Genomic DNA, 19,072 nt, shown 5'->3' on the forward strand with positions numbered 1-19,072 from the left:
CGTGCGCCCGCCCCTGCCTCCGTCCCCGCCCCCATCACGACCCCTGGACCGCTCGAAGCTGCTGGCGGCCCGTTACAAGGCTGCCGAAGCGCGTCCGTACCTCGCCTCCGCGCTGTACGCCCTGACCGTGGTCCCCTCGGACGGGGTGCGCACCATGGGCGTCGACCGGCACTGGCGCTGCTACGTCTCGCCCGCCTTTGTACAGGCGACACCGGTCGTCGAGCTGGCCGGGGTGTGGATCCACGAAGTGGCGCACCTGCTGCGCGACCACCACGGCCGCGCCGAGCGTCTGCCCGCCGCCGACCAGCGCGATCCGGTCCGGGTCAACATCGCCCAGGACTGCGAGATCAACGACGACCTGCTCGCCGACGGGCTGGTGTTGCCCGAGGGGCGGATGGAGCCCAGGCTCTACGGGCTGCCCACCGGCGGCCTGTTCGAGACCTACCTGCAGGCGATCCTCACGACGTCCCATGGGCCGGACTGCGGTTCCGGCGCGCACGGCGCCACCGCGCCCTGGGAGCTCGGCGAAGACGGCGGCCCCGCCCGGGTCGGTCCTGTGGAGGCGGAGGCGCTGCGCCGGCAGACCGCCCAGGCCGTACGGGCCCACCAGCGCGCCCGGGGCCGGATCCCGGAGGGCTGGGCGCGGTGGGCCGAGGAGCTGCTGGAGCCGTCCGTGGACTGGCGCCGAGCCCTGTCCGGGGCGGTCCGGGAGGCCGCTGCCTGGGCGGCCGGCGCGGTGGACTACACCTACCGCCGCCCCTCGCGCCGTACTCCCGCGCTGGGCGGCCGGGTGGTGCTGCCCAGTCTGCGCAGACCGCTGCCGCGGGTGGCAGTCGTCGTCGACACCTCCGGATCGATGGGCCCGGAGGACCTCGCGGCCGCCCTGGCCGAAGTCACCGGCGTCCTGCGGGAGGTGGGCGTCGGCGGCAACCGGGTCGCCGTCCTCGCCTGCGACGCCGACGTGCACGCCGTGACCAGGGTCCGCAGTGCCGGCGAGGTGGCCCTGGCCGGCGGCGGAGGCACGGACATGCGGGTCGGCATCAGCGCGGCGCTGGCCCTGCCCGACCGGCCGGACATCGTGGTCGTGCTGACCGACGGGTACACGCCGTGGCCGGACGAGACACCGTCCCGCAGGCTGATCGCCGCGCTGGTCGGGGACGACCCGCCCGCGCCGCCGGCGTGGGTGGAGACCGTGCGCGTCGGCCTCGTCACGTGAGCCCACGCCGGGCACGTACCGTCCGGTCCGGCTCCGGTGCGGTCGCCGGCCTGGCCTGGCCAGGCACGCGCTCCTCGTGCAGGGCCCCTCACAGTCGTGGAGGGCACTGATCCCGGCACTGCCTTGGTGGAGACGGATCCGGCTGCGCCGAGGGGCCTGGCCCCCGCATGCGGGATCCTGGTCAGGGGCGCCTCGCGTGCGTCCACCGCGCACCTCGCCGCGAGCGCGGCGCGCGGAAAGCCCCTCGGGTCCTCCCGCGCGCCGCGCCACGTCCCCGCCGGGGGCGGCGGCCAGACGTCAGCCGCGCAGCGGACCCTCGCAGGTGTACGCGGAGGTGCCGGCGCTTCCCGCGATGACGGTGGGGCCGAACCAGCAGTTCATGTCCTGGAAGTTGGTGCCGCTGGCCAGGGCGCGCTCGATCAACTGGCGGTCGACGGCAGCCGACATGTCCGTGAAGACCAGGTCCGGGTCGCTCGCGCCGTTGAGCGTCGCCGTCAGCGCCCCGGTGCACACGAAGCGCCGGTTGGTGGCGACGGCGCCCGTGTCCGCGCACTGCGACGTGGTCCCGCTGGCCGTGGTGAGCGCCGCCTGCACCTGGGCCGCGGTGTCGTGGGTGAGGGTCCCGGTGGGCTGGAAGACCGTCTGGGGAACGTAGAGGTCGGCGACCTTGGCGATCTGCTCGTCGAGGAAGGCGTCGTAGCCGCTCTGGACGGCCGCGTCCGCGCCGAGGCGGTTGCGCCAGGCGTCGAAGCCGGTCACGTCATTGGACCGCACCAACCGGTACATCGCCTGGAGCTCCGAGGGCCTGTCCCGCCACAGGTACGAGAAGAAGGTGCCGGCGTAGTCGTAGAACCGGAAGCCGTCCCCGGCGTACGTCGCGTGCAGGAGCTGGTCGACGCTCATCCGCGGGCCGCCGGCCGCCGTGTCGTCAATGACCCCCTGGACGAGCGACTTGCGCACCGCGACCCCGTCGTCGCGGGTGGCGCCGTCGAAGAACTCGGCCGTCCCCTCGTCCATCGCCGTGGTGCGGTCACCGCTGTACCAGGCGCCGGAGCCGAAGGTGCCCGGGACGGCGAACCGGCCGTTGAGGTAATGGGTGTACTCGTGCCGGAACAGCTCCTCCAGGGTCAGCGAGGAGTCCTGGGGGACGCGCCGCTGGTAGGTGTAGAAGGTCGCCGTGGACTCGATGTACATGCCGCCGTTGTCGGTGCTCAGGCCGGTCAGGATCGGCTGGTAGGCCACGTAGTCGGCGCGCGAGGCGTAGAGCACCACGGTGAGGGTGGTGTTGGCGTCGCCCGCGAGCGGCTGCTCGGTGCCGAGGACCCGGTGGAACTGGCTCTTGACCTGCTTGCTCGCGTAATAGAGCTGGTCGACGGTGGCCCGGTCCAGTGCGGTGCGGACCCTGATCGCGCCCTTGTCGTAGGTGTACGTGTACGGGAAGAGCCGGGCCTCCAGCTCGGCCTTGCACTTCGGCGAGTGGCAGGAGCCGCCGCCGGTGGCCTGGGGCGCGGAGGTGGCCGTGGCGGCCCGCTCCGCATGGTCGTGCTTGTCGCGGCGGGAGGGGGCCGGCGCAGGTCCCGACTTCGCCGCTGGGGTATCCGCGGCCGTGGCAATGGCTCGGGGAGCCGGTGCGGCGGCTTGGGCGGCGGGGACGGCGGACAGGGCCAGCGTCGCGGCTATCGCGGCGGTGAACAGGGATACGCGCAGGCGTCTCGGGGCGGACATGGAGGTCTCCTGACAGGTCGACAGGGCTAGTGCCGCGTAACATAGCAATGTGAAATTTCACTGAGAACCCCTCAGACCTCACGGGTTTTCCCACCGCCCCCCGGCCCCTCCTCCGTGCCTCGCGGCCGGCACCAGCCCCGCGCCGCACACGAAGTGATGGGGCATCGGAATGACGTGCGCGCTCGACCGAGCACGAGGGACCTCCACGGTCGTTTGACGGGGCAGCCCCGGAGAACAGCCGAACGGAGTGGCCCCGTGCCCGTCACCGCCACCGCCACCGCCACCGCCACCGCCACCGACCTGCCCCCGCGTCCGGTCACACCGCCCGCCCCGGGCGCGGCCCCCGCCGGCGAACCGTGGCACCGGCGCGCCCGCGTACCGCTGATCGCCACCACCTGCGCACTCCCCCTGTACGTCCTGTGGGCACGGGTACTGGCGACCGGGGGCGGGGACCTCGCGGCGCAGGAGGCGTGGGCCGGGTTCGTCGCGCGCCATCCCGGGTCGGCCTACAACCTCTCCTGGTACGGCGGGCTGCACACGGGCGGCTACAGCCTGATCTCGCCCTACCTGATGGCCGCCTTCGGCGTGGTCCCCGTGACCGCGGCGAGCGGGCTCGCGTCCACCTGGCTGACGGGCCGGCTGTGGGCGGGATCGGGCGTGCGCCGGGCCCAGTGGCCCGCACTGACGGCGGCCCTGATGCTCTGGTGCCAGGTGGCCTCGGGGCGCACGACGTTCGTGCTGGGCGTGACCTTCGGGCTCGCCGCGGTGCTGGCGGGCACGGGCGGGAGAGGCGGCCGCCGTACCGTACTCACGGCTGTGTGCGCGGCGCTGACCGCGATGGCGAGCCCGGTGGCCGCGCTGTTCCTCGTGGTCGTCGGGGTGTCCTGTGCGGCTCGTGCACCGGAGCGCCGGTGGGCGGCGGCGGCCGCGATGGTCCTGCCTCCGGCCGCCGTCCTCGGCCTGAGCACCTGGCTGTTCCCCGTCCGGGGCGAACAACCCATGCCCTACGAGCGACTGTGGCCCCCGCTGCTCATGGGCGTGGTCGTCGCCTTGGTGGTGCCGCGCTCCTGGCGGGTGCTCAGATCCGCGGCGGTGGTGTACGCGGTCGGGGTCGTGCTCGCCTGTCTGATCCCGTCGCCGGTCGGGACGAACGCCGAGCGGCTGGCCAATCTGGTGGCGCCGCCGGTGCTGCTCGCCGCCGCGATGACGGCGAGCGTCCGCATCCGCACCGCCGGCGCAGGCCCGTCCCGCTCCGTCGACACACTCGGGACCTGTCGGCGGGCCTGCGCCGGGATCGCCCTCGTCCTCGCCCTGGCCTGGGTGGGCGGGAACACGGCGGCCCATGTCGCCGACACCCGGGAGGTGCCCCGGTGGGCGGCGAAGAGCGGCGGTGTCGTCCGCGCCCTCGAACGGCTCGGGGCGGACCGCGCCCGGGTGGAGGTGGTCATGGCCCGCAGCCATCGCGAGGCGGCGGTGCTGGCGCCGTACGTCAACCTGGCGCGCGGCTGGAACCGGCAGGCCGACGTGGAACGGGGGCGGCTGTTCTACGACGGCTACGGCGGGGCCGGCGTGCCGGCGGGTACGTTCAGCGCGGCCGCCTACCGCGCCTGGCTCAACCACTGGGCCGTCGGCTTCGTCGTCCTGCACGACGGCCCGCTGGACGCCGCCTCGGAGCGCGAGTACGCCCTGGTGACGAGCGGGCCCGCGTACCTCGAAGCGGTGTGGCGGGACGACAACTGGCGCGTCTACCGCGTCAGGGACGCGGTGCCGTTGGTGGATCCGCCCGGGTCCGTGGTGAGCTCCGACAGCGCGGCGCTCGTCGTACGGATGCCCCGGCCCGGGACCGTGACCTTGAGGATCGCCCACTCGCGGTGGCTCCGGGCGGAGGGCGGGTGCCTGGCCCCGGCGGACGACGGCAGCGGACTCACCCGCCTGAGTGTCAGCCGGCCCGGGGACGTCACGGTCGGCTCCGCGTACGGCATCGGGGGCCGCCCGTGCGCCCGTTGAGAACGACCCCGTCCCGTACGGCGGGGGCGGAAGGCACGACAGGCGAGGTGCCGGGGCCCGCTCCCGCACCCGGCGGCGCGCCCGTGCCGGTACTGGCCCGGCTCGCGCTCATCTGCGTACGGCACCACCGGTCCGTCCTGCTGCTGTGGCTGCTGCTCCTGGGCGCCGGGCTCTGCGCGGTCGGCCCCGTGATGGACCGGCTGGACCGGCAACCGTGGAGCGTGGCCGCGCACGAGTCCGTCCGGGGCAACCGCCTGCTGGACGGTGCCCGCTCCTACGGCGCCCAGATCGACGCGGTCGTGGCGGGTGCGCCGGTGGCCGGCCCGGCGTTCCAGGAGGAGTTGGCCGCCGCGCAGCGTGACGTGGCCGCGATCGCCGGCGTCAGGGAGATGACCGCGCCGACGGGCCCGCGTCCGACCGGCCCGGCGGTCTCCGCCGACGGGCAGGCCGCCCTGGTCTCCGTACGCCTGGAGCGGGCCCTGCCCGACAGCCTGCGGCAGAGCGCCGAACGCGCCGTCGTGTCCCGGCTGCGCCGGATGGCCGACGGTGTCCCCGGCGTGGAGGTGACGCTCGGTGGCAGCGATCGCGCGCGCCGGGCGGTGGCGGACCAGTCGCTGTCCGACACCCGGCGCAGTGAACTGATCACACTGCCCGTGACGCTGGCGGTGATCTACGTGCTCTTCGGTGGTCTGGTGGCGGCCTCGGTGCCGGTGGTGGCCGCCGTGTGCACGGTCGGGACGGGGATGCTCTGGCTGCTCGTACTGTCGCGCTGGTACGACCTCACCTCCCCCGCGCTCTCGACGACCACGATGGTGGGACTCGGCCTGGCCATCGACTACGCGCTGCTGACGGTGGGCCGCTTCCGGGAGGAGCGGGCTGCGGGACACGGCGTCCCGGACGCGGTGGTGCGCACCGTGCGGACCGCCGGGCGCGCGATCCTGTTCGCCGCACTCGTCGTGGCGGCCGCGCTGTGCGGGCTGGTGGTCTTCCCGAGCGAGTTCTTCGCGTCGATCGGCCTGGCCGCGGCCGGCACCGTCGCCCTCTCCCTGGCCGCCGCACTGACCCTGACCCCGGCGCTCCTGGCGGCCTTCCCGGAGCGGATCGGGGCGTGCGCCGCTCCCCGGACCGACTCCGGCGGGTTCGCCCGACTGGCCCGATGGACCCGGCGGCACGCGCTGCCGGTCGCCCTCGGCGTCGGGGTGCTGCTGCTCGCCTGCGCCACCCCCTTCCTGCGGGTCCACCTGGTCAGCCCGGTCGGGGAGCGCCAGCTGCCGCCCGCGGCCGAGGCGCGCCGCTACGCCGACACCGTGACCGAGCGGTTCCCGCAGCACCGCCCCGACGCGGTGGTGGTCGTGGCGCGCAGCGACCCGGCCGGCCTCCACGCGTGGGCGGGCCGCTTCGCTGGCCGCCGGGACGTCGAGTCGGTGGGCCCGGCCACACCGGCGGGCCCCGGAGTGGCCGTCGTCCGCATCGTGCCGAGGGCGGGGACTGGGACGACCGGGCCGGGGACCGACGCCGCGGGTGGACCCGCCGACCGGCTGGTCCACCTCATCCGGGCCGAACGGCCGGACGCGTTCCCGATCTGGGTCACGGGACGCAACGCCCTCGACATCGACTTCCGAGCCGAGGTCACGGGCCACGCACCCCGCGCCGCCGCGCTCATCGCGCTGACCACCTTCGTCCTGCTCCTGCTGATGACCGGTTCGGTGCTGCTGCCGCTCAAGGCCATCGCGATGAACACCCTGTCCCTCGGGGCGTCGTTCGGGGCTCTCGTCCTCGTCTTCCAGGACGGCTGGGGCGCCGGGCTGCTGGGGGTGCACACCCTCGGCGGCCTCGGGTACTGGCTCCCCGTCGTGGTGTTCGCCCTGGCCTTCGGCCTGTCCATGGACTACGAGGTGTTCCTGCTGTCCCGCATCCAGGAGCTCTACGACGCGGGGCTGGACAACGACCGCGCGGTCGAGGCCGGCGTGCAGCGCTCCGCCCGCATCATCAGCTCCTCGGCGGCGCTGATGTGCATCGTCTTCATCGGTTTCGCCATGGGCGAGTTGATGGTGATGAAGCAGTTGGCGACGGCACTGGCCATCGCCGTCGCCGTCGATGCCACCCTGGTGCGCTGCCTGCTGGTGCCCGCCACGATGACCCTGCTGCGCACCGCCAACTGGTGGGCTCCGCGCGCCCTGCGCCGCACGGGCGGCGAGCCATCACCGCCCCCACGGTGACAGGGCCGCCGCACCCCCCTCAGGTGCGACGGCCCCGGCATGCTCACCTACGGTTTCCCCTACTGCGCGGACACCTTCAGCAGCTTGTTCGGCGTACCGCTGCTCGGGTTGGTGATCTTCCCCTGGGTCGCCCCCGTGGTCAGGGCCTGCGCGACCTGTGCGGGCGTGGCGTCCTTGTGCCCGGCGAGGTAGAGGGCGGCCGCTCCCACGACGTGCGGGGTCGCCATCGAGGTGCCGGAGATGGTCTTCGTGCCGGTGTCACTGTCGTTCCAGGCGGAGGTGATGTCCGACCCCGGCGCGTAGATGTCGACGATCGGACCGAAGTTGGAGAACGACGACTGGGAGTCGTCGGCCGCGCTGGACGCCACCGTGACGGCCTCGGGGACCCGCGAGGGGGACCCCTGCCCGGCGTCGGAGGACTCGTTGCCCGCCGCGACGGCGAAGGTGACACCGGCGGCTATCGACCGGCGCACCGCCTCGTCGAGCGCCTCGTCGGCGCCGCCGCCCAGGCTCATGTTGGCCACCGAGGGACCGCTGTGGTTCTTGGTCACCCAGTCGATGCCCGCCACGACCTGCTCGGTGCTGCCGGACCCGTTGTCGTCGAGCACGCGGACCGCGACGATCTTGGCCTTCTTGGCCACCCCGTGGGAGGTGCCCGCGATGGTCCCGGCGACGTGCGTGCCGTGGCCGTTGCCGTCGTCGGCGCTCTCGTCGTTGTCCACCGCGTCAAAGCCGTGCGCGGCCCGGCCGGCGAAGTCCTTGTGGCTGATCCGTACGCCGGTGTCGATGACGTAGGCCGTCACACCCTCGCCGCCCGCGTCGGGGTACGTGTACTTCTTGTCCCCCGGCGTCGCCGTCTGGTCGATGCGGTCGAGGCCCCACGACGGGGGGTTGTCCTGGGTGCTGTTGATCGAGAACTTCTTGTTCTGGACGACCTTGCCGACGGCCGGATCCGCCGCGAGGCGCTTGGCGTCGGTCTCCGAAAGCCCCGATGCGGAGAAGCCGTTGACCGCCGAGGTGTAGGTGCGCTTCAGCTCGCCGCCGTACTTCTTGGCGAGTGCCTGTTTGTCCGCCTCCTTGTCGAGTATGACGATGTAGCTGCCGCTGAGCGCGCCGGGTGCGCCGAGCCCGTACACCGTCCCCTCGGCCGGAGTGCTCGCACCGGCCAGGGGGGACAGAAGCATGCAGACACCGGTTGCAGTGGCGACTCCCGTGGCCACTGCAAGGACCCGGAAGCCGCGTGAACGCGTACGGGCGTGCTGGTGAGTTGACATGAAGAGAGTGCTCCTCGTGTTGACGTGTGGGGCGTCAAGCGTGTTGCTCGACCCCTCCGGAGCCGAAGGATCTCCGGGGGGACAGCTCGAAACCCTGACCGATTACGGGAGTTGATTCAAGGCCGCCCCCCACGTCAGCGTTCTTCAACAAGGTTTCTTAAAGAGATCTCCTCGTCGGCCCCTCGGGATGACCACACTCTTCGAATCACCCACACAAGTACGTCACTTCCCGATGCATTCGCGAACACACGGCTGTAACACGGCGCTCAGGGGGTGGTGCTCAGCGAGCGGTCCCCCGGCGGCGGACGTACACCACCGCGCCCAGGACCACCGCCACGGCTGCCGCGCCGGGGGCGGAGAGCGGCTGCCAGGACGCATCCGCCGCGGCCGTGCCGGAGGTGGCGGCGACCGGCTCCGGGCGGTCCTCGACGAGACCCCCGTACCCGCCGGCCAGGCCCTTGCGGTCGTACGCCGAGCCGGGCAGCTTGTCGCCGTAACGGGCGGCGACCAGCTTCTGGTACGAGGCGAGGGGGAGGCTTCGCTTGCCGCCGAGGCCGGTGGTCGCCTCGTCGTTGAGCGGCTCGACCACGCCTTCGGCGGTGAGCCGGTACCAGGCGTGGATCTGGGGTTCGGTGAAGGTACGGGCCTGCGGAGTGCCACGCTCGGCGAAACCGACCTCGGCGTCCCCGTCGCGCACGCCGGCCAGCTGCCATCCCTCGGCGCCGACGCCCTGCCCGCCGGGTCCGGTCGCGGCGGCGTTTCCCTTGGGTGCCAGCAGTACGGCGGCGTGCTTGCCGTCGGAGGCGGTCACCCGGGACGTCAGGTAGGAGAGCCGGAGTGCCGTCTGCGGGTCCGCCGGGCCCTTGCCGGTCACGAACTCGGGGCTGATCTCGAACAGGGGCACCGGGTCCTTGAGGTCGAAGCCGGGCGGAGCGGCGACCGCGGCGGGGGCGTTCGCCGGGGCGCCGACGGAACCACCGTCCGCGGCGGCGGCGCCGCTGCCCGACTGCCGGGTCGAGACCAGGAACCGGGACACCGTGTCGCGGACCTGGTCGCTGCGGATGGCCTGCTGGGCGGACGGGTAGCCCGCGATGCCGTCGCCCTCCGCGGCCAGTGCCGGAACGAGTCCGCTCAGGGCGGCGGCGAGGACGGTCGCGGTGAGGGTGGCGGCCCGCCCGGCCGCGCGCTGGGTGCGCCGGAGGCCCGCCTGAGTCATCTGCGTCATCTGCATGGTCTGCGCGTTCTGCATGGTCGGTCTTCTCCTCAGCCCTGGATGCCGATGCGGGAGTGGGTCCACTGGAACGAGTTGTTGTTCACGTACGTGGAGTAGTCCCACCAGGTGTAGGTCTGGGTGGTCTGCCAGGGGTCGCCGACCGCGATCATGTTGGTGGTGCTGTCGTAGCCGTAGATGACGTTCATGTGACCACCGCCGGAGCGCCAGCCGAACCGCACGGCGAACGGACGGCCCGCCGCGATCTCGGTCGCGGACTCGCTGAACGAAGCATTGCGGTACAGGCTGCGGCCGCTGTTGCTCAGCCCCAGGCGGGCCAGGCCGTTGGCCATGTCCTCCAGGGTCGCGGGCTGGTTGTTGCAGTTCACCCAGGTTCCCTGGGCGGCGAGTTGGCAGAACTGCTCCTGGCTGACGGAGCGGCCCCAGTGCTTGGCGATGGTCACGCCGGAGGCGTCCCAGCACCACTGGGTCCTGACCTGCTTCTGCATGTCGATCTTGAGCGTTCTGGCGGAGGTGGGGGTCGGCTTCGGGTTCGCTCCGCACACCGGCAGGCCGGTGGTGTTCTCCTGGATGAACGCGTCGGCGATGTAGTACGAGCCGGTGTAGATCCACCGCGGGTTGTTCTCCACGGTGTCCCCGGTGGTCCGGCAGGACATCCGGATCCTGTCGCCCACCTTCGAGGAGCCGTTCACCTGAGCCGAAAGGGACGGCTTGGCCCGGTGGTTGATGGTCCTGTAGTTGTTCGGCCCGCCGATGACCGTACCGCTGACCACATCGGCCTGGGCGAGGGCACCGAAGCCGAACAGCAGACCACCGGAGAGTGCGGTGGTGATCGCGGCTATCAGCGCTTTCTTGCGGCGGGACGCGCGACGTTTGTGCATCTTGCTCCTTGATCCGAGCGGGGCTCACTTGCCCACTTGGCAGCGCTCCAATAGGTGATGCGTGATCAGCTCACCTGTGGGTGCCGGGAATCCTGCCAGAGAGATCGAGGGGTTTGAACGCGGTTGCTCTACGCGCGAAGATGTCGCTCATTCAATTACCCAGAAGAGGCGCCGTGACGGACCATCAACTCGCAACTGATGTGCGCGAGTTGTCGACAGCATGCGCCTTGGTCCAGGCCATTATTCAATAACCTGACGGGGCGCCACTTTACGGAAACTTGACAGATGGAAGCCCTTTATTGGACGCCATGTCAATGAAGCAAATAGCCCTGCGTACACGGCAAGTGACTCTGCATCATTCCGAAAAGAAAAGGCACCCCGCCTTTGATTGCACGAATGGGCGGTCAGACCCGGTCCAGACGCCGGTGCGGCCCGCTCGGCAGCTCCACCCTGATCGTGTCGCCCGGCCGCACCACACCGCCCTCCTTCACGATGCTCATGATTCCGGCCTTGCGCACGATCTCCCCGGCCTCGTCACGGCCCACGACCTGCTTCAGCAGTCCGTCCTGGAAGGCGTCGATCTGCAGGCAGGGATTGCGCAGGCCGGTCACCTCCAGCACAGCCTCGTCACCGATGCGCAGCAGGGTGCCGACCGGCAGGCCGAGCAGGTCGATGCCGCGGGTGGTGATGTTCTCGCCGAGCTCGCCGGGCGCCACCTCGAACCCCGCGGCACCGACCTCGGCGAAGAGCTCCTCATGGATGAGGTGGACCTGGCGCAGGTTCGGCTGAGTGGGATCCTGCCGGACCCGCGAGCGGTGCTTGACCGTCACGCCGGCATGTACGTCACCCTCCACACCGAGGCCGGCGAGCAGGGTGATGCTCTCCCGGTTCGGCTTGGTGAACGCGTACTCGTCGTTGCTGCTGACTGCCGTCACTGTTCCGTGCCCGTACATCCCGGAGCCCCCTGCTCATCGACACATGATCAGCTACGACCCTAACCCCGGCCTGGACGGCGGGTCGGGCGGCTTGAAATGATCTCGGAACTCTCCCTTCCCCCTGAGCAGAGGTCGGACATGACGACGTCTCAACCTGCCCTCCCCCGGCGCGCGGTCTGGGTCGCCGCGCTCGCCGCGGCGGTCCTCGCACTGCCCGTGTTCGCCGCTCCCGCGCGGGCCGCGGCCCCCGGCGATCCGGCCACCGCCTCCGCCTTCGACCTCACCTCCGGCCCGGACCTGAGCGGCCATGTCGCCGCCCTGAAGGCGGCCCTGCCCACCCAGGGCGTCCAGGACCTGCTCGACCAGGGCAACCGGGTCGCGAAGACCGGCGCGTCGTGCTCCACGGACCCGTTCGGCACGGGCGACGACGGCTCGGTGCTCCGGCCGGCGAAGAAGATCTGCTGGGACGCGGGCGACTCCGACACCCGCGAGTGGATACCGCAGGGGCTCACCGGCGTCTCGGACGCCCAGGCAGACGAACTGTGGGGCACCCGCAAGCCGTTGGTCGCGTCCTGGTACGACAAGGCGAGCACCACGCTGTGCTCTGCGGATCCCGACACCTGCTACGACAAGGGGGTGCGGCTCTCGTTCCTCGACCCCGAGACGGCGGTGGCGGGCAGCCCCGAGTCACGCCGGTACCGGCACGTGCTGCTGGTCGAGCCGTACTACAACTCCTACGGCAACGTCTCGTACAAGGCGATCGACATTCACGCCGGAGGGCTCGCCTGGTACAAGTACTACCTCTACGTCGCGGACACGATGAACGGCCTGCGCGTCTTCGACATGCGTTCGATCCTGGACCTCAACCGCGACCAGGACGCCTCGGTGGACGACACCACGCTCGACGGTCTGAAGAGCAACGTCCGGGACGCGAGCCGGATCGGGCGGCAGAACAACGTCTACTACAGCCACACCTACCGCTACGTGATGCCGCAGGTGGCCTCGTACAAGTTCGTCGCCCCCCAGGGCAACTCCCCGTCCGCGGTGACCTGTGTGGCCACCGGGGCGCCCAAGGCGTCCTACATCTCCGTCGACCGCAGCAACACCGCCGCCCCGTCTCTGGTCATGGGCGAGTACTGCGACTCCGACGACACCCACGTGGAGAAGGGACGGGTCGGGGCGCTGCCCGTCGACGACGCCACGGGGCTGCTGAAGGCGACGAGCGGCGTGGTCCGCGCGACGCAGGCGTTCCACCTGCCGCGGGACCTCACCCAGGGCGCGGCGCGCTACAACGGCGTCTACTACTTCAACCGCAGCTGGACGGACCACAGCGGCAGCCTGCGGCGGGCCACGGTCACCGACGGGCGCCTGGTGGACTACGGGAACAACATCACCAACGCCGTCGGTCCCGAGGACCTGTACTTCGAGCACGGCCAGGGCGTCGCGGGCGGTGGTACGCAGTACCTGTGGTCGCTGACCGAGCACCGCAGTGACAGCACGGTGGCGACCTGCAACGACGCGGGTTCTCCGTGCGGCCGCGTCCTCTACGCTCACCGCGTCGGCGACGTCCTGGCCCTCCCGTAGCCCGGCCGCCGACGGGCTACGGCTCCTCGCGCTCCTCGGGCCTGCCGTTACGGCACGCAGCGGTAGGTGAACTGCGCGGGCGGCGGTGTGTGGCGGGTCGGTTCCAGCAGCTCCAGCTGCGCCTTGGCGGGGTAGGTGCCTTGGCCGTGGAAGGTCCACAGCAGGTGGAGCGTGGCCTCCTGGCGGCCGCGGGGGACGCGCTCGGTCAGGGTCTCGGAGCGGGTGCCGTCGCTTCGGACCCACCGATACGTCAAGGTTCCCGGGCGGCCGTTCGTCCGTACGACGGCCACGACGTCGGCGGTGCCGCCGCAGGCCGGCCCGGCCGGATCGGTGGTCACGGCCACGTCCCGGACCCCGATGCCGGGGGTGTAGCGCTGCCAGGCGAGACACGCGAGGACGGCGACCAGAACGGCCGCCGCCAGCGCGTACCGGCGCGGGCCGCCGCCCCGCCGGGCGGGCGCCTCGGGCCCGGGCACCACCGGGAACGGTGCGATGGCGGCGGCGGTGACGCCGGGGCCGAAGCGCAGTACGGAGCCGTCGACCCGGTCGGGGGTCACGTCCGCCGGCTGCGGCGGCCCGCTGATCCAGTGGCTGCCGAGGACGGTGGCGCTGTATTCGTCGTTGCTCATCGGATCTCGCATCGCTTGATCAGGAGCTGCTGGACCGCGGCCCCGTTGCCCGCCGAGGGCGTGGTCGTGGCGCGTACACCCCAGTAGCAGCCCGTGCCCGAGAACGTGAGGGTCCTGGCCGTCGCCGCCGTGGAGGAGGGGAAGGTCATGGAGCCCTCGGACGCGCCGAGCGTGCCGCGTGCGTCGCTGCTGAACCACTCCAGCCGGACGGTCGCCGGACCGGACGCGTCGACGGCGAGCTGCACCAGCGCCGCCTTGAAGTCGGTCTGCCGGAACGCGGTCACGCTCACCGACCTGACCTTCACCGCCGGGGACGGCGCGGGGGTCGTCGGTGGCGGCGGCCCCGTCGGCGCCGTGGTCGCGGTGGTCACCGAGGCGTTCGGGCCGGGCGTGGCGGACGTGCTCGCGGACGCCGAAGCGGAGGGGGAGGGGGAAGGGGAGGCGGACGGAGAAGCGGAGGCCGACGGGGACGGGGACGCGGAGGGCGAGCCCGACACCGAGGGAAGCGGGCCGTCGGTCGGCGCGTCCGCGCCGGTCGTCGCGAACGCGCTCACCGCCACCGCCCCGCCCGTCCGCTCCAGGGCCGCCGCCTGCGCGAAGAAGAGCGCGAGCCCCAGGACCAGCGCCGCGCCGGCGCCGAGCCAGCCGCGCCGTCCGGGCGCCCACAGGGAGGTCGTGGCGAAGGCCGTGGAGGACGCCGAGGAGCCTCCCGCCGACGGGAACAGCAGGGGCAGCAGTGCGGCCAGTGCCGCGAGCTTGCGCTGACCGCGCTCCTCCCAGTCCGGTCCGTACGCCGCGAGGGCCACGCCCTCCAGCTCGGCCACGAAAGCCTCGGCGCTCTCGGGCCGCTCCTCGGGCTGCTTCGCCAGGCCGCGGCGGATCAGGGGGCGCACCGGCTCCGGGGCCTCGCCCTCCGGTACGGGGGCCTCGATGTGCTGGAGCGCCAGCTCCGCGAAGTTCTCGCCGGCATACGGCTTGCGGCCGGTCAGGCACTCGAAGAAGGTGGCCGTCGCCGCGTACACGTCGGCCGCCGGGGAGGCGGGCAGGCCCTGCCACTGTTCGGGGGCCATGTACGCGGGGGTGCCCGCCACCCCCGGCGTGGCGCCGTGGTCCGCGGCGATGCCGAAGTCGACCAGCTTGGAGGAGCCGTCGGCGGCGACCAGCACGTTCTCGGGCTTGTAGTCGCGGTGGACGATCCCGGCCCGGTGCGCGGCCGCCAGGCCCAGCAGCGAGCCCTTGAGTACGACCAGGGCCGACTCGGGATCGGCCCGCCCGGCCTGTGACAGCAGCGCGCGCAGGGCTATGCCGTCGACCAGCTCCATCACGATGGCGGCGCCGTCGGGCGCCTCGACGTACTCGTACAGCCCCACGACGTACGGCGATCGCAGCCCGCCCAGCAGCCGGGCCTCGGCCCGGAACCCGCCGACGAACGCCGGGTCGCGGCGCAAGCCGTCGCTGAGGTACTTGATCGCGACCGCCGTGCCCGTGCCGTCGTGCACGGCGAGCACGACCCGGCCACTGGCGCCCGAGCCGAGTTCTCTGGCCTCCGTGTAACCGGGGACCACCCACGCCTTCATCTTCTGTCCCCCCTGATGTGCGTCCTCACCCCCTGCGGACACGAATGAGCCGTGGCCGGTTCCCGACCGTGCGGACCATTCGGGTGGCGGTCCGCACGGGTCGGCGGCGGATCCGCGCGCTGCGGGCGCGCGGCCGCTGGGCGGCCGTCCGTCCGAAGGCGGGGCCGTCGATGGGGGTGTCGTGTGTGCCGACTGCGCCGCGCTGTCGCGCGGGCGTCGCGCAGTACCGGGCACGGGGCCCGACCTGCAGCGCGGTCATGATAGAGCCGCCCACCGACAGCCGGTGTGGCAGGTCCCCGTCACGGCGTACGGGCGATGGCGACGGCGGACCGGCGAGCGACGCGGCGGGGCGCGACAGCGATCAACTCGGCTTGACACAGGGGGTTTTGGGCCCCCTCCCCACTTACGGGCCGTGCCCGGTCGGCGGCGCGTCCCCGCGCCGTCCGGGTCGCCGGGCCGGCGATCGCCGACATCGCCCCGTACTCCTCAGGTCGCAGAGCGGCAGCCTCAGATCATCATCAGGGCGCACCGGCGGCCCGGTGGAACGCCGCCATGATGTCCGTCATGGCACAAGTACTCGGAACCCTTGCCCAGCAGACCGCGGATCGGCTGGCCGAGCGGCATGTCGGCGTGGTGGTGGCCGCGGTGGTGCACGATGTGGTGGAGGTCCGCGGCGCCGGAAGCACCGGTGCGGACCCCAGCGATACCCCCGGACCCGACACCGTGTTCGAGATCGGCTCGGTGACCAAGCCGTTCACCGCCCTGGCCCTGGCGCGCCTGGCGTCCGCCGGCACGGTGGCCTTGGACGAGCCGCTGGTCGATCTGCTGCCGCAGGGGACGGCCGTACCGTCACGGGATGGTCGGCAGATCTCCTTGCAGCAGCTGGCCACCCACACCTCAGGCCTGCCGCGACTGCCGCGGGGCATGCTGCTCCAGGCCTTGCTGCACCCGTCGAAGCCGGATCCCTACGCCGGCTGTACGGCCGGCTCGCTGCTCTCGGGGTTGGCCAGGACGCGTCTGGGGGCCACGCCGGGGAAACGGTTCCGCTACTCCAACCTCGGAGCCGGGCTGCTGGGCCTGGCCCTCGCCCGTCGGGCCGGCACGGACTACGAGACCCTCATCACCCGCGAGATCTGCGCCCCGTTGGGCATGAGCGACACGGTCGTGACGCTGGACGCCGCCCGCGCGGGACGCTTTGCGCGGGGCCACGGACGCCGTGGGCGGCCGGCCGCACCGTGGCACCTCGCCGACCTGGCGGGAGCGGGCGGCCTGCGGTCCACCGCGACCGACCTCGTGGCCTTCGTACGGGCGCAGTGGGACGGCGGTCCCCCAGGGCTCGCCGAGGCGATCCGCCTGAGCCGTGCCGTCGAACACCGCAGGAGCCCCTTCGCCTGGGTGCACCTCGGCTGGATGGCCCACCGACTCCACCCCCGGCAGGGTGCACACCTGCAGATCTGGCACAACGGGGGCACCGGCGGCTTCTCCTCCTTCGTGGGATTCGACCCGGAGAAGCGGGTGGCCGTCATCGCCCTCGGCAACACCGGGCGCCCGGTGGACCGCCCCGCCTTCGACCTCCTGCGCACCCTGCAGGCCGAACACGCGTCCCCCCAGGCCTGACGCGGCGCCCGGGCCGGCCGGCGGCGGCGATCCCCGGGACCCGCCGACCGTGCCGTCCTACTGGTCCCCCGCGTCCCCCTGGCCCCGGGAAGCGTTCTCCGCCGTCTGGAGGGCCTGGTTGGCGATGGTGACGGCCTCTTGGTCGTGACCCGCCGCTTGCGCCGTCCGGGCCTGGCTGAGGGAGACGCGCAGCAGCTCGACGGTGTGTTCCGGCAGAGCGTTCGACGCCACGACGTCTTCCAGCTTGCGGATGGTGTCGGTGGCCAGGTCCTCGGACATGGGGCCGTCTCCTCTGTCATCGATCAAGGACGAGCGAGGCTAGCAGGCACCGGCGGATGCGCCACGGATCACAGCGGGCGCGCGCGTCACGCAAGGCGACCCGCCCCCCGGAAGGGCGGCTCGGGCCGGGCTTCACGTTTTGGCACGGGGTGACGAGGCATAGTGAGGGCGTGAACACCGAGCGTGATGGCGCATTCGGCGAGTACGCCCCCGACAGCAGCTCATCGGCCCCGGAGGGCGCGGGTGACGAGGAGGCGCAGGTCATCGTCGTGGGAGCGGGGCCCGCGGGCTCCGCCGCCGCGGCGTACCTCGCGCGCGGGGGGCTGGACGTCCTGCTGCTGGAGAAGAGCGGCTTCCCCCGGGAGAAGGTGTGCGGCGACGGCCTGACGCCGCGGGCCGTGGCCCAGCTGATCCGGCTGGGCGTGGACATCAGCGCCCCGGGCTGGATGCGCAACCGCGGGATGCGGTGGATCTGCGAGGGCAACCAGGTGGAGCTGGACTGGCCGCGCCTGGGTGTTCTGCCCGATTTCGGGCTCACCCGCAGCCGCCACGACTTCGACGACATCCTCGCGTCGCACGCCCGCGCCGCCGGAGCCCGGCTGCGGACCGGCGTGAAGGTGTCGGCCCCGCTGATCGACCGGGCCGGACGCATCACGGGCGTGACGGCGTCGCGCGGGCCGGACCAGGAGCCGGTCCGCTACCGCGCGCCGCTCGTCGTCGCGGCCGACGGCGCCTCCGCGCGGACCGCGCTCGCCATGGGTCTCGAACGGGACCCCAGCCGGCCGGTCGCGGCGGCGGCCCGCCGCTACTACCGCAGCCAGGCCCGCACCAACGACCCGTACCTGGAGCTCTGGGCGGATCTGCGCTGCCCGGGAACGGGGCTGGACCTGCCCGGGTACGGCTGGGTGTTCCCGCTCGGCGACGGGCGCGTCAACGTCGGCATCGGCGCCCTGCCGCAGCGGCGGCGCCGGCCGGTGGACCTGCGGGCGGCCCTGAGCCACTGGCTGACCCGCCTCCCCGAGGAGTGGGGGATCCGCGAGGAGAACGCCGACTCGCCCCTGCGCAGCGCTCCCCTGCCGATGGGACTGAACCGGCGGCCGCAGTACCGGCGGGGCCTGCTGCTGGTCGGAGACAGCGCGGGCATGGTCAGTCCGTGGAGCGGTGAGGGCATCGCCCAGGCCATGGAAGCCGCGGAGGTGGCCGCCGAGACCATCGCCCTGGCCATGGCCCGGCCCGAGGGGCCGCGGCGGGAGCACGCGCTGCACCAGTACCCGACCGAGATCCACCGCCGCTATGGGCGCTACTTCCGGCTGGGCAACCTGGCCGGTGACCTCGTGTTCGCCCGGTACGGCTTCCGGCCGATCCTCCACCCCCGGGTCATGGCGTCGCCGCCGCTGCTCCGCGCCCTGGCCCGCCTGCTCACCCATGTCGCCCCCGACGAACCGGCCCAGGACGGCGTCGACACCGTCCTGCACGCACTGCTGCGCCTCGTGCCGTCCTCACGACGCTGAGACCGCCCGCATCCAGCCGTCGAAATCCAGCCACTCCTGTCGTTTGCGGGCCAGCTGCGGGGACATACGCACATCGGCTGGACCAGGAAAGGACTCGACATGAGTGCTGGGCAGAAGGTCAAGGCTGAGGTGGAACGGGTGGCCGGCAGGGCCGTGAAGAAGGCAGCCCATGCGATGGGCAAGGAGACCCTGGCGGCCAAGGGCGCCGCTCTGGAAGCCCGGGGCGAAGCACGGCGGGTCAAGGAGAAGGGCAAGGACAGGTTCCGGTGAGCGTGTCGTGAGCGCCGGTCCGGCCGGGGGCCCCCCCCACGGGGGGGGCCCCGCCCGCCCCGCGCGCGTTGCCGGTGCGGGGGGGGCCACCTGGGAACCCCCGCCCCCCCCGCCCCC

At 72.7% G+C, this 19,072-nt stretch carries 15 protein-coding genes; 7 read left to right on the plus strand and 8 right to left on the minus strand.

Annotated elements, in window-relative coordinates:
• Nucleotide 1 precedes the first annotated feature (1 nt).
• Nucleotides 2–1,216, plus strand: coding sequence for a VWA-like domain-containing protein (locus ACF059_RS05005; RefSeq protein WP_392051458.1), 1,215 nt, complete (start codon nt 2–4; stop codon nt 1,214–1,216).
• A 297-nt stretch (nt 1,217–1,513) separates the two neighbouring features.
• Here the strand turns inward: ACF059_RS05005 and ACF059_RS05010 are convergent, their stop codons facing one another.
• A complete protein-coding gene (locus tag ACF059_RS05010; protein ID WP_392051462.1) occupies nt 1,514–2,941 on the minus strand; it encodes a collagenase in 1,428 nt (475 codons plus the stop codon).
• Nucleotides 2,942–3,196: 255 nt separating this feature from the next.
• Here ACF059_RS05010 and ACF059_RS05015 point away from each other — a divergent pair, with 255 nt between their 5' ends.
• Nucleotides 3,197–4,948: a hypothetical protein gene (locus ACF059_RS05015; RefSeq protein ID WP_392051465.1), complete on the plus strand. Its 1,752-nt coding sequence runs from the start codon at nt 3,197–3,199 to the stop codon at nt 4,946–4,948.
• Nucleotides 4,945–7,167 (plus strand): MMPL family transporter, encoded by a 2,223-nt coding sequence (locus ACF059_RS05020; RefSeq protein WP_392051468.1) that lies wholly within the window; start codon nt 4,945–4,947, stop codon nt 7,165–7,167. The genes ACF059_RS05015 and ACF059_RS05020 overlap by 4 nt, the downstream gene beginning before the upstream one ends.
• 59 nt (nt 7,168–7,226) lie before the next feature.
• Here the strand turns inward: ACF059_RS05020 and ACF059_RS05025 are convergent, their stop codons facing one another.
• From ACF059_RS05025 to ACF059_RS05040, 4 genes are all read right to left on the minus strand, one after another.
• On the minus strand, nt 7,227–8,441 hold the full coding sequence (locus ACF059_RS05025; protein ID WP_361940559.1) for a S8 family serine peptidase: 1,215 nt from the start codon (nt 8,439–8,441) through the stop codon (nt 7,227–7,229).
• A gap of 280 nt (nt 8,442–8,721) precedes the next feature.
• Complete coding sequence (locus ACF059_RS05030; protein WP_392051471.1) at nt 8,722–9,690, minus strand: hypothetical protein; 969 nt, start codon at nt 9,688–9,690, stop codon at nt 8,722–8,724.
• Between the two features lie 14 nt (nt 9,691–9,704).
• Entirely contained in the window at nt 9,705–10,553 is an 849-nt protein-coding gene (locus tag ACF059_RS05035) for a papain-like cysteine protease family protein (RefSeq protein ID WP_392051474.1), read from the minus strand.
• A gap of 404 nt (nt 10,554–10,957) precedes the next feature.
• On the minus strand, nt 10,958–11,488 hold the full coding sequence (locus tag ACF059_RS05040) for an MOSC domain-containing protein (protein WP_392051477.1): 531 nt from the start codon (nt 11,486–11,488) through the stop codon (nt 10,958–10,960).
• Nucleotides 11,489–11,626: 138 nt separating this feature from the next.
• On the opposite strand from ACF059_RS05040, the gene ACF059_RS05045 reads away from it, so the two are divergent.
• Nucleotides 11,627–13,072, plus strand: coding sequence for a hypothetical protein (locus ACF059_RS05045; RefSeq protein WP_392051480.1), 1,446 nt, complete (start codon nt 11,627–11,629; stop codon nt 13,070–13,072).
• A gap of 47 nt (nt 13,073–13,119) precedes the next feature.
• On the opposite strand, the gene ACF059_RS05050 is transcribed toward ACF059_RS05045, so the two are convergent.
• On the minus strand, nt 13,120–13,701 hold the full coding sequence (locus ACF059_RS05050) for a hypothetical protein (RefSeq protein ID WP_392051483.1): 582 nt from the start codon (nt 13,699–13,701) through the stop codon (nt 13,120–13,122).
• Nucleotides 13,698–15,278, minus strand: coding sequence for a serine/threonine-protein kinase (locus tag ACF059_RS05055; RefSeq protein WP_392051486.1), 1,581 nt, complete (start codon nt 15,276–15,278; stop codon nt 13,698–13,700). Before ACF059_RS05055 ends, ACF059_RS05050 begins: the two co-directional genes overlap by 4 nt.
• A 564-nt stretch (nt 15,279–15,842) precedes the next feature.
• Here ACF059_RS05055 and ACF059_RS05060 point away from each other — a divergent pair.
• On the plus strand, nt 15,843–16,895 hold the full coding sequence (locus tag ACF059_RS05060; protein WP_392051489.1) for a serine hydrolase domain-containing protein: 1,053 nt from the start codon (nt 15,843–15,845) through the stop codon (nt 16,893–16,895).
• Between the two features lie 57 nt (nt 16,896–16,952).
• Here ACF059_RS05060 and ACF059_RS05065 read toward each other — a convergent pair whose 3' ends face one another.
• The gene (locus ACF059_RS05065) at nt 16,953–17,174 is read right to left on the minus strand and encodes a hypothetical protein (protein WP_392051491.1); all 222 of its coding nucleotides are present in this window, start codon (nt 17,172–17,174) and stop codon (nt 16,953–16,955) included.
• 170 nt (nt 17,175–17,344) lie between these two features.
• Here ACF059_RS05065 and ACF059_RS05070 point away from each other — a divergent pair, with 170 nt between their 5' ends.
• Nucleotides 17,345–18,685: a geranylgeranyl reductase family protein gene (locus ACF059_RS05070; RefSeq protein ID WP_392051494.1), complete on the plus strand. Its 1,341-nt coding sequence runs from the start codon at nt 17,345–17,347 to the stop codon at nt 18,683–18,685.
• Nucleotides 18,686–18,784: 99 nt separating this feature from the next.
• A complete protein-coding gene (locus ACF059_RS05075) occupies nt 18,785–18,955 on the plus strand; it encodes a hypothetical protein (protein ID WP_392051497.1) in 171 nt (56 codons plus the stop codon).
• Nucleotides 18,956–19,072 lie beyond the last annotated feature (117 nt).

It is taken from the genome of Streptomyces sp. NPDC016562, from assembly GCF_043076955.1.
GTDB lineage: Bacteria > Actinomycetota > Actinomycetes > Streptomycetales > Streptomycetaceae > Streptomyces.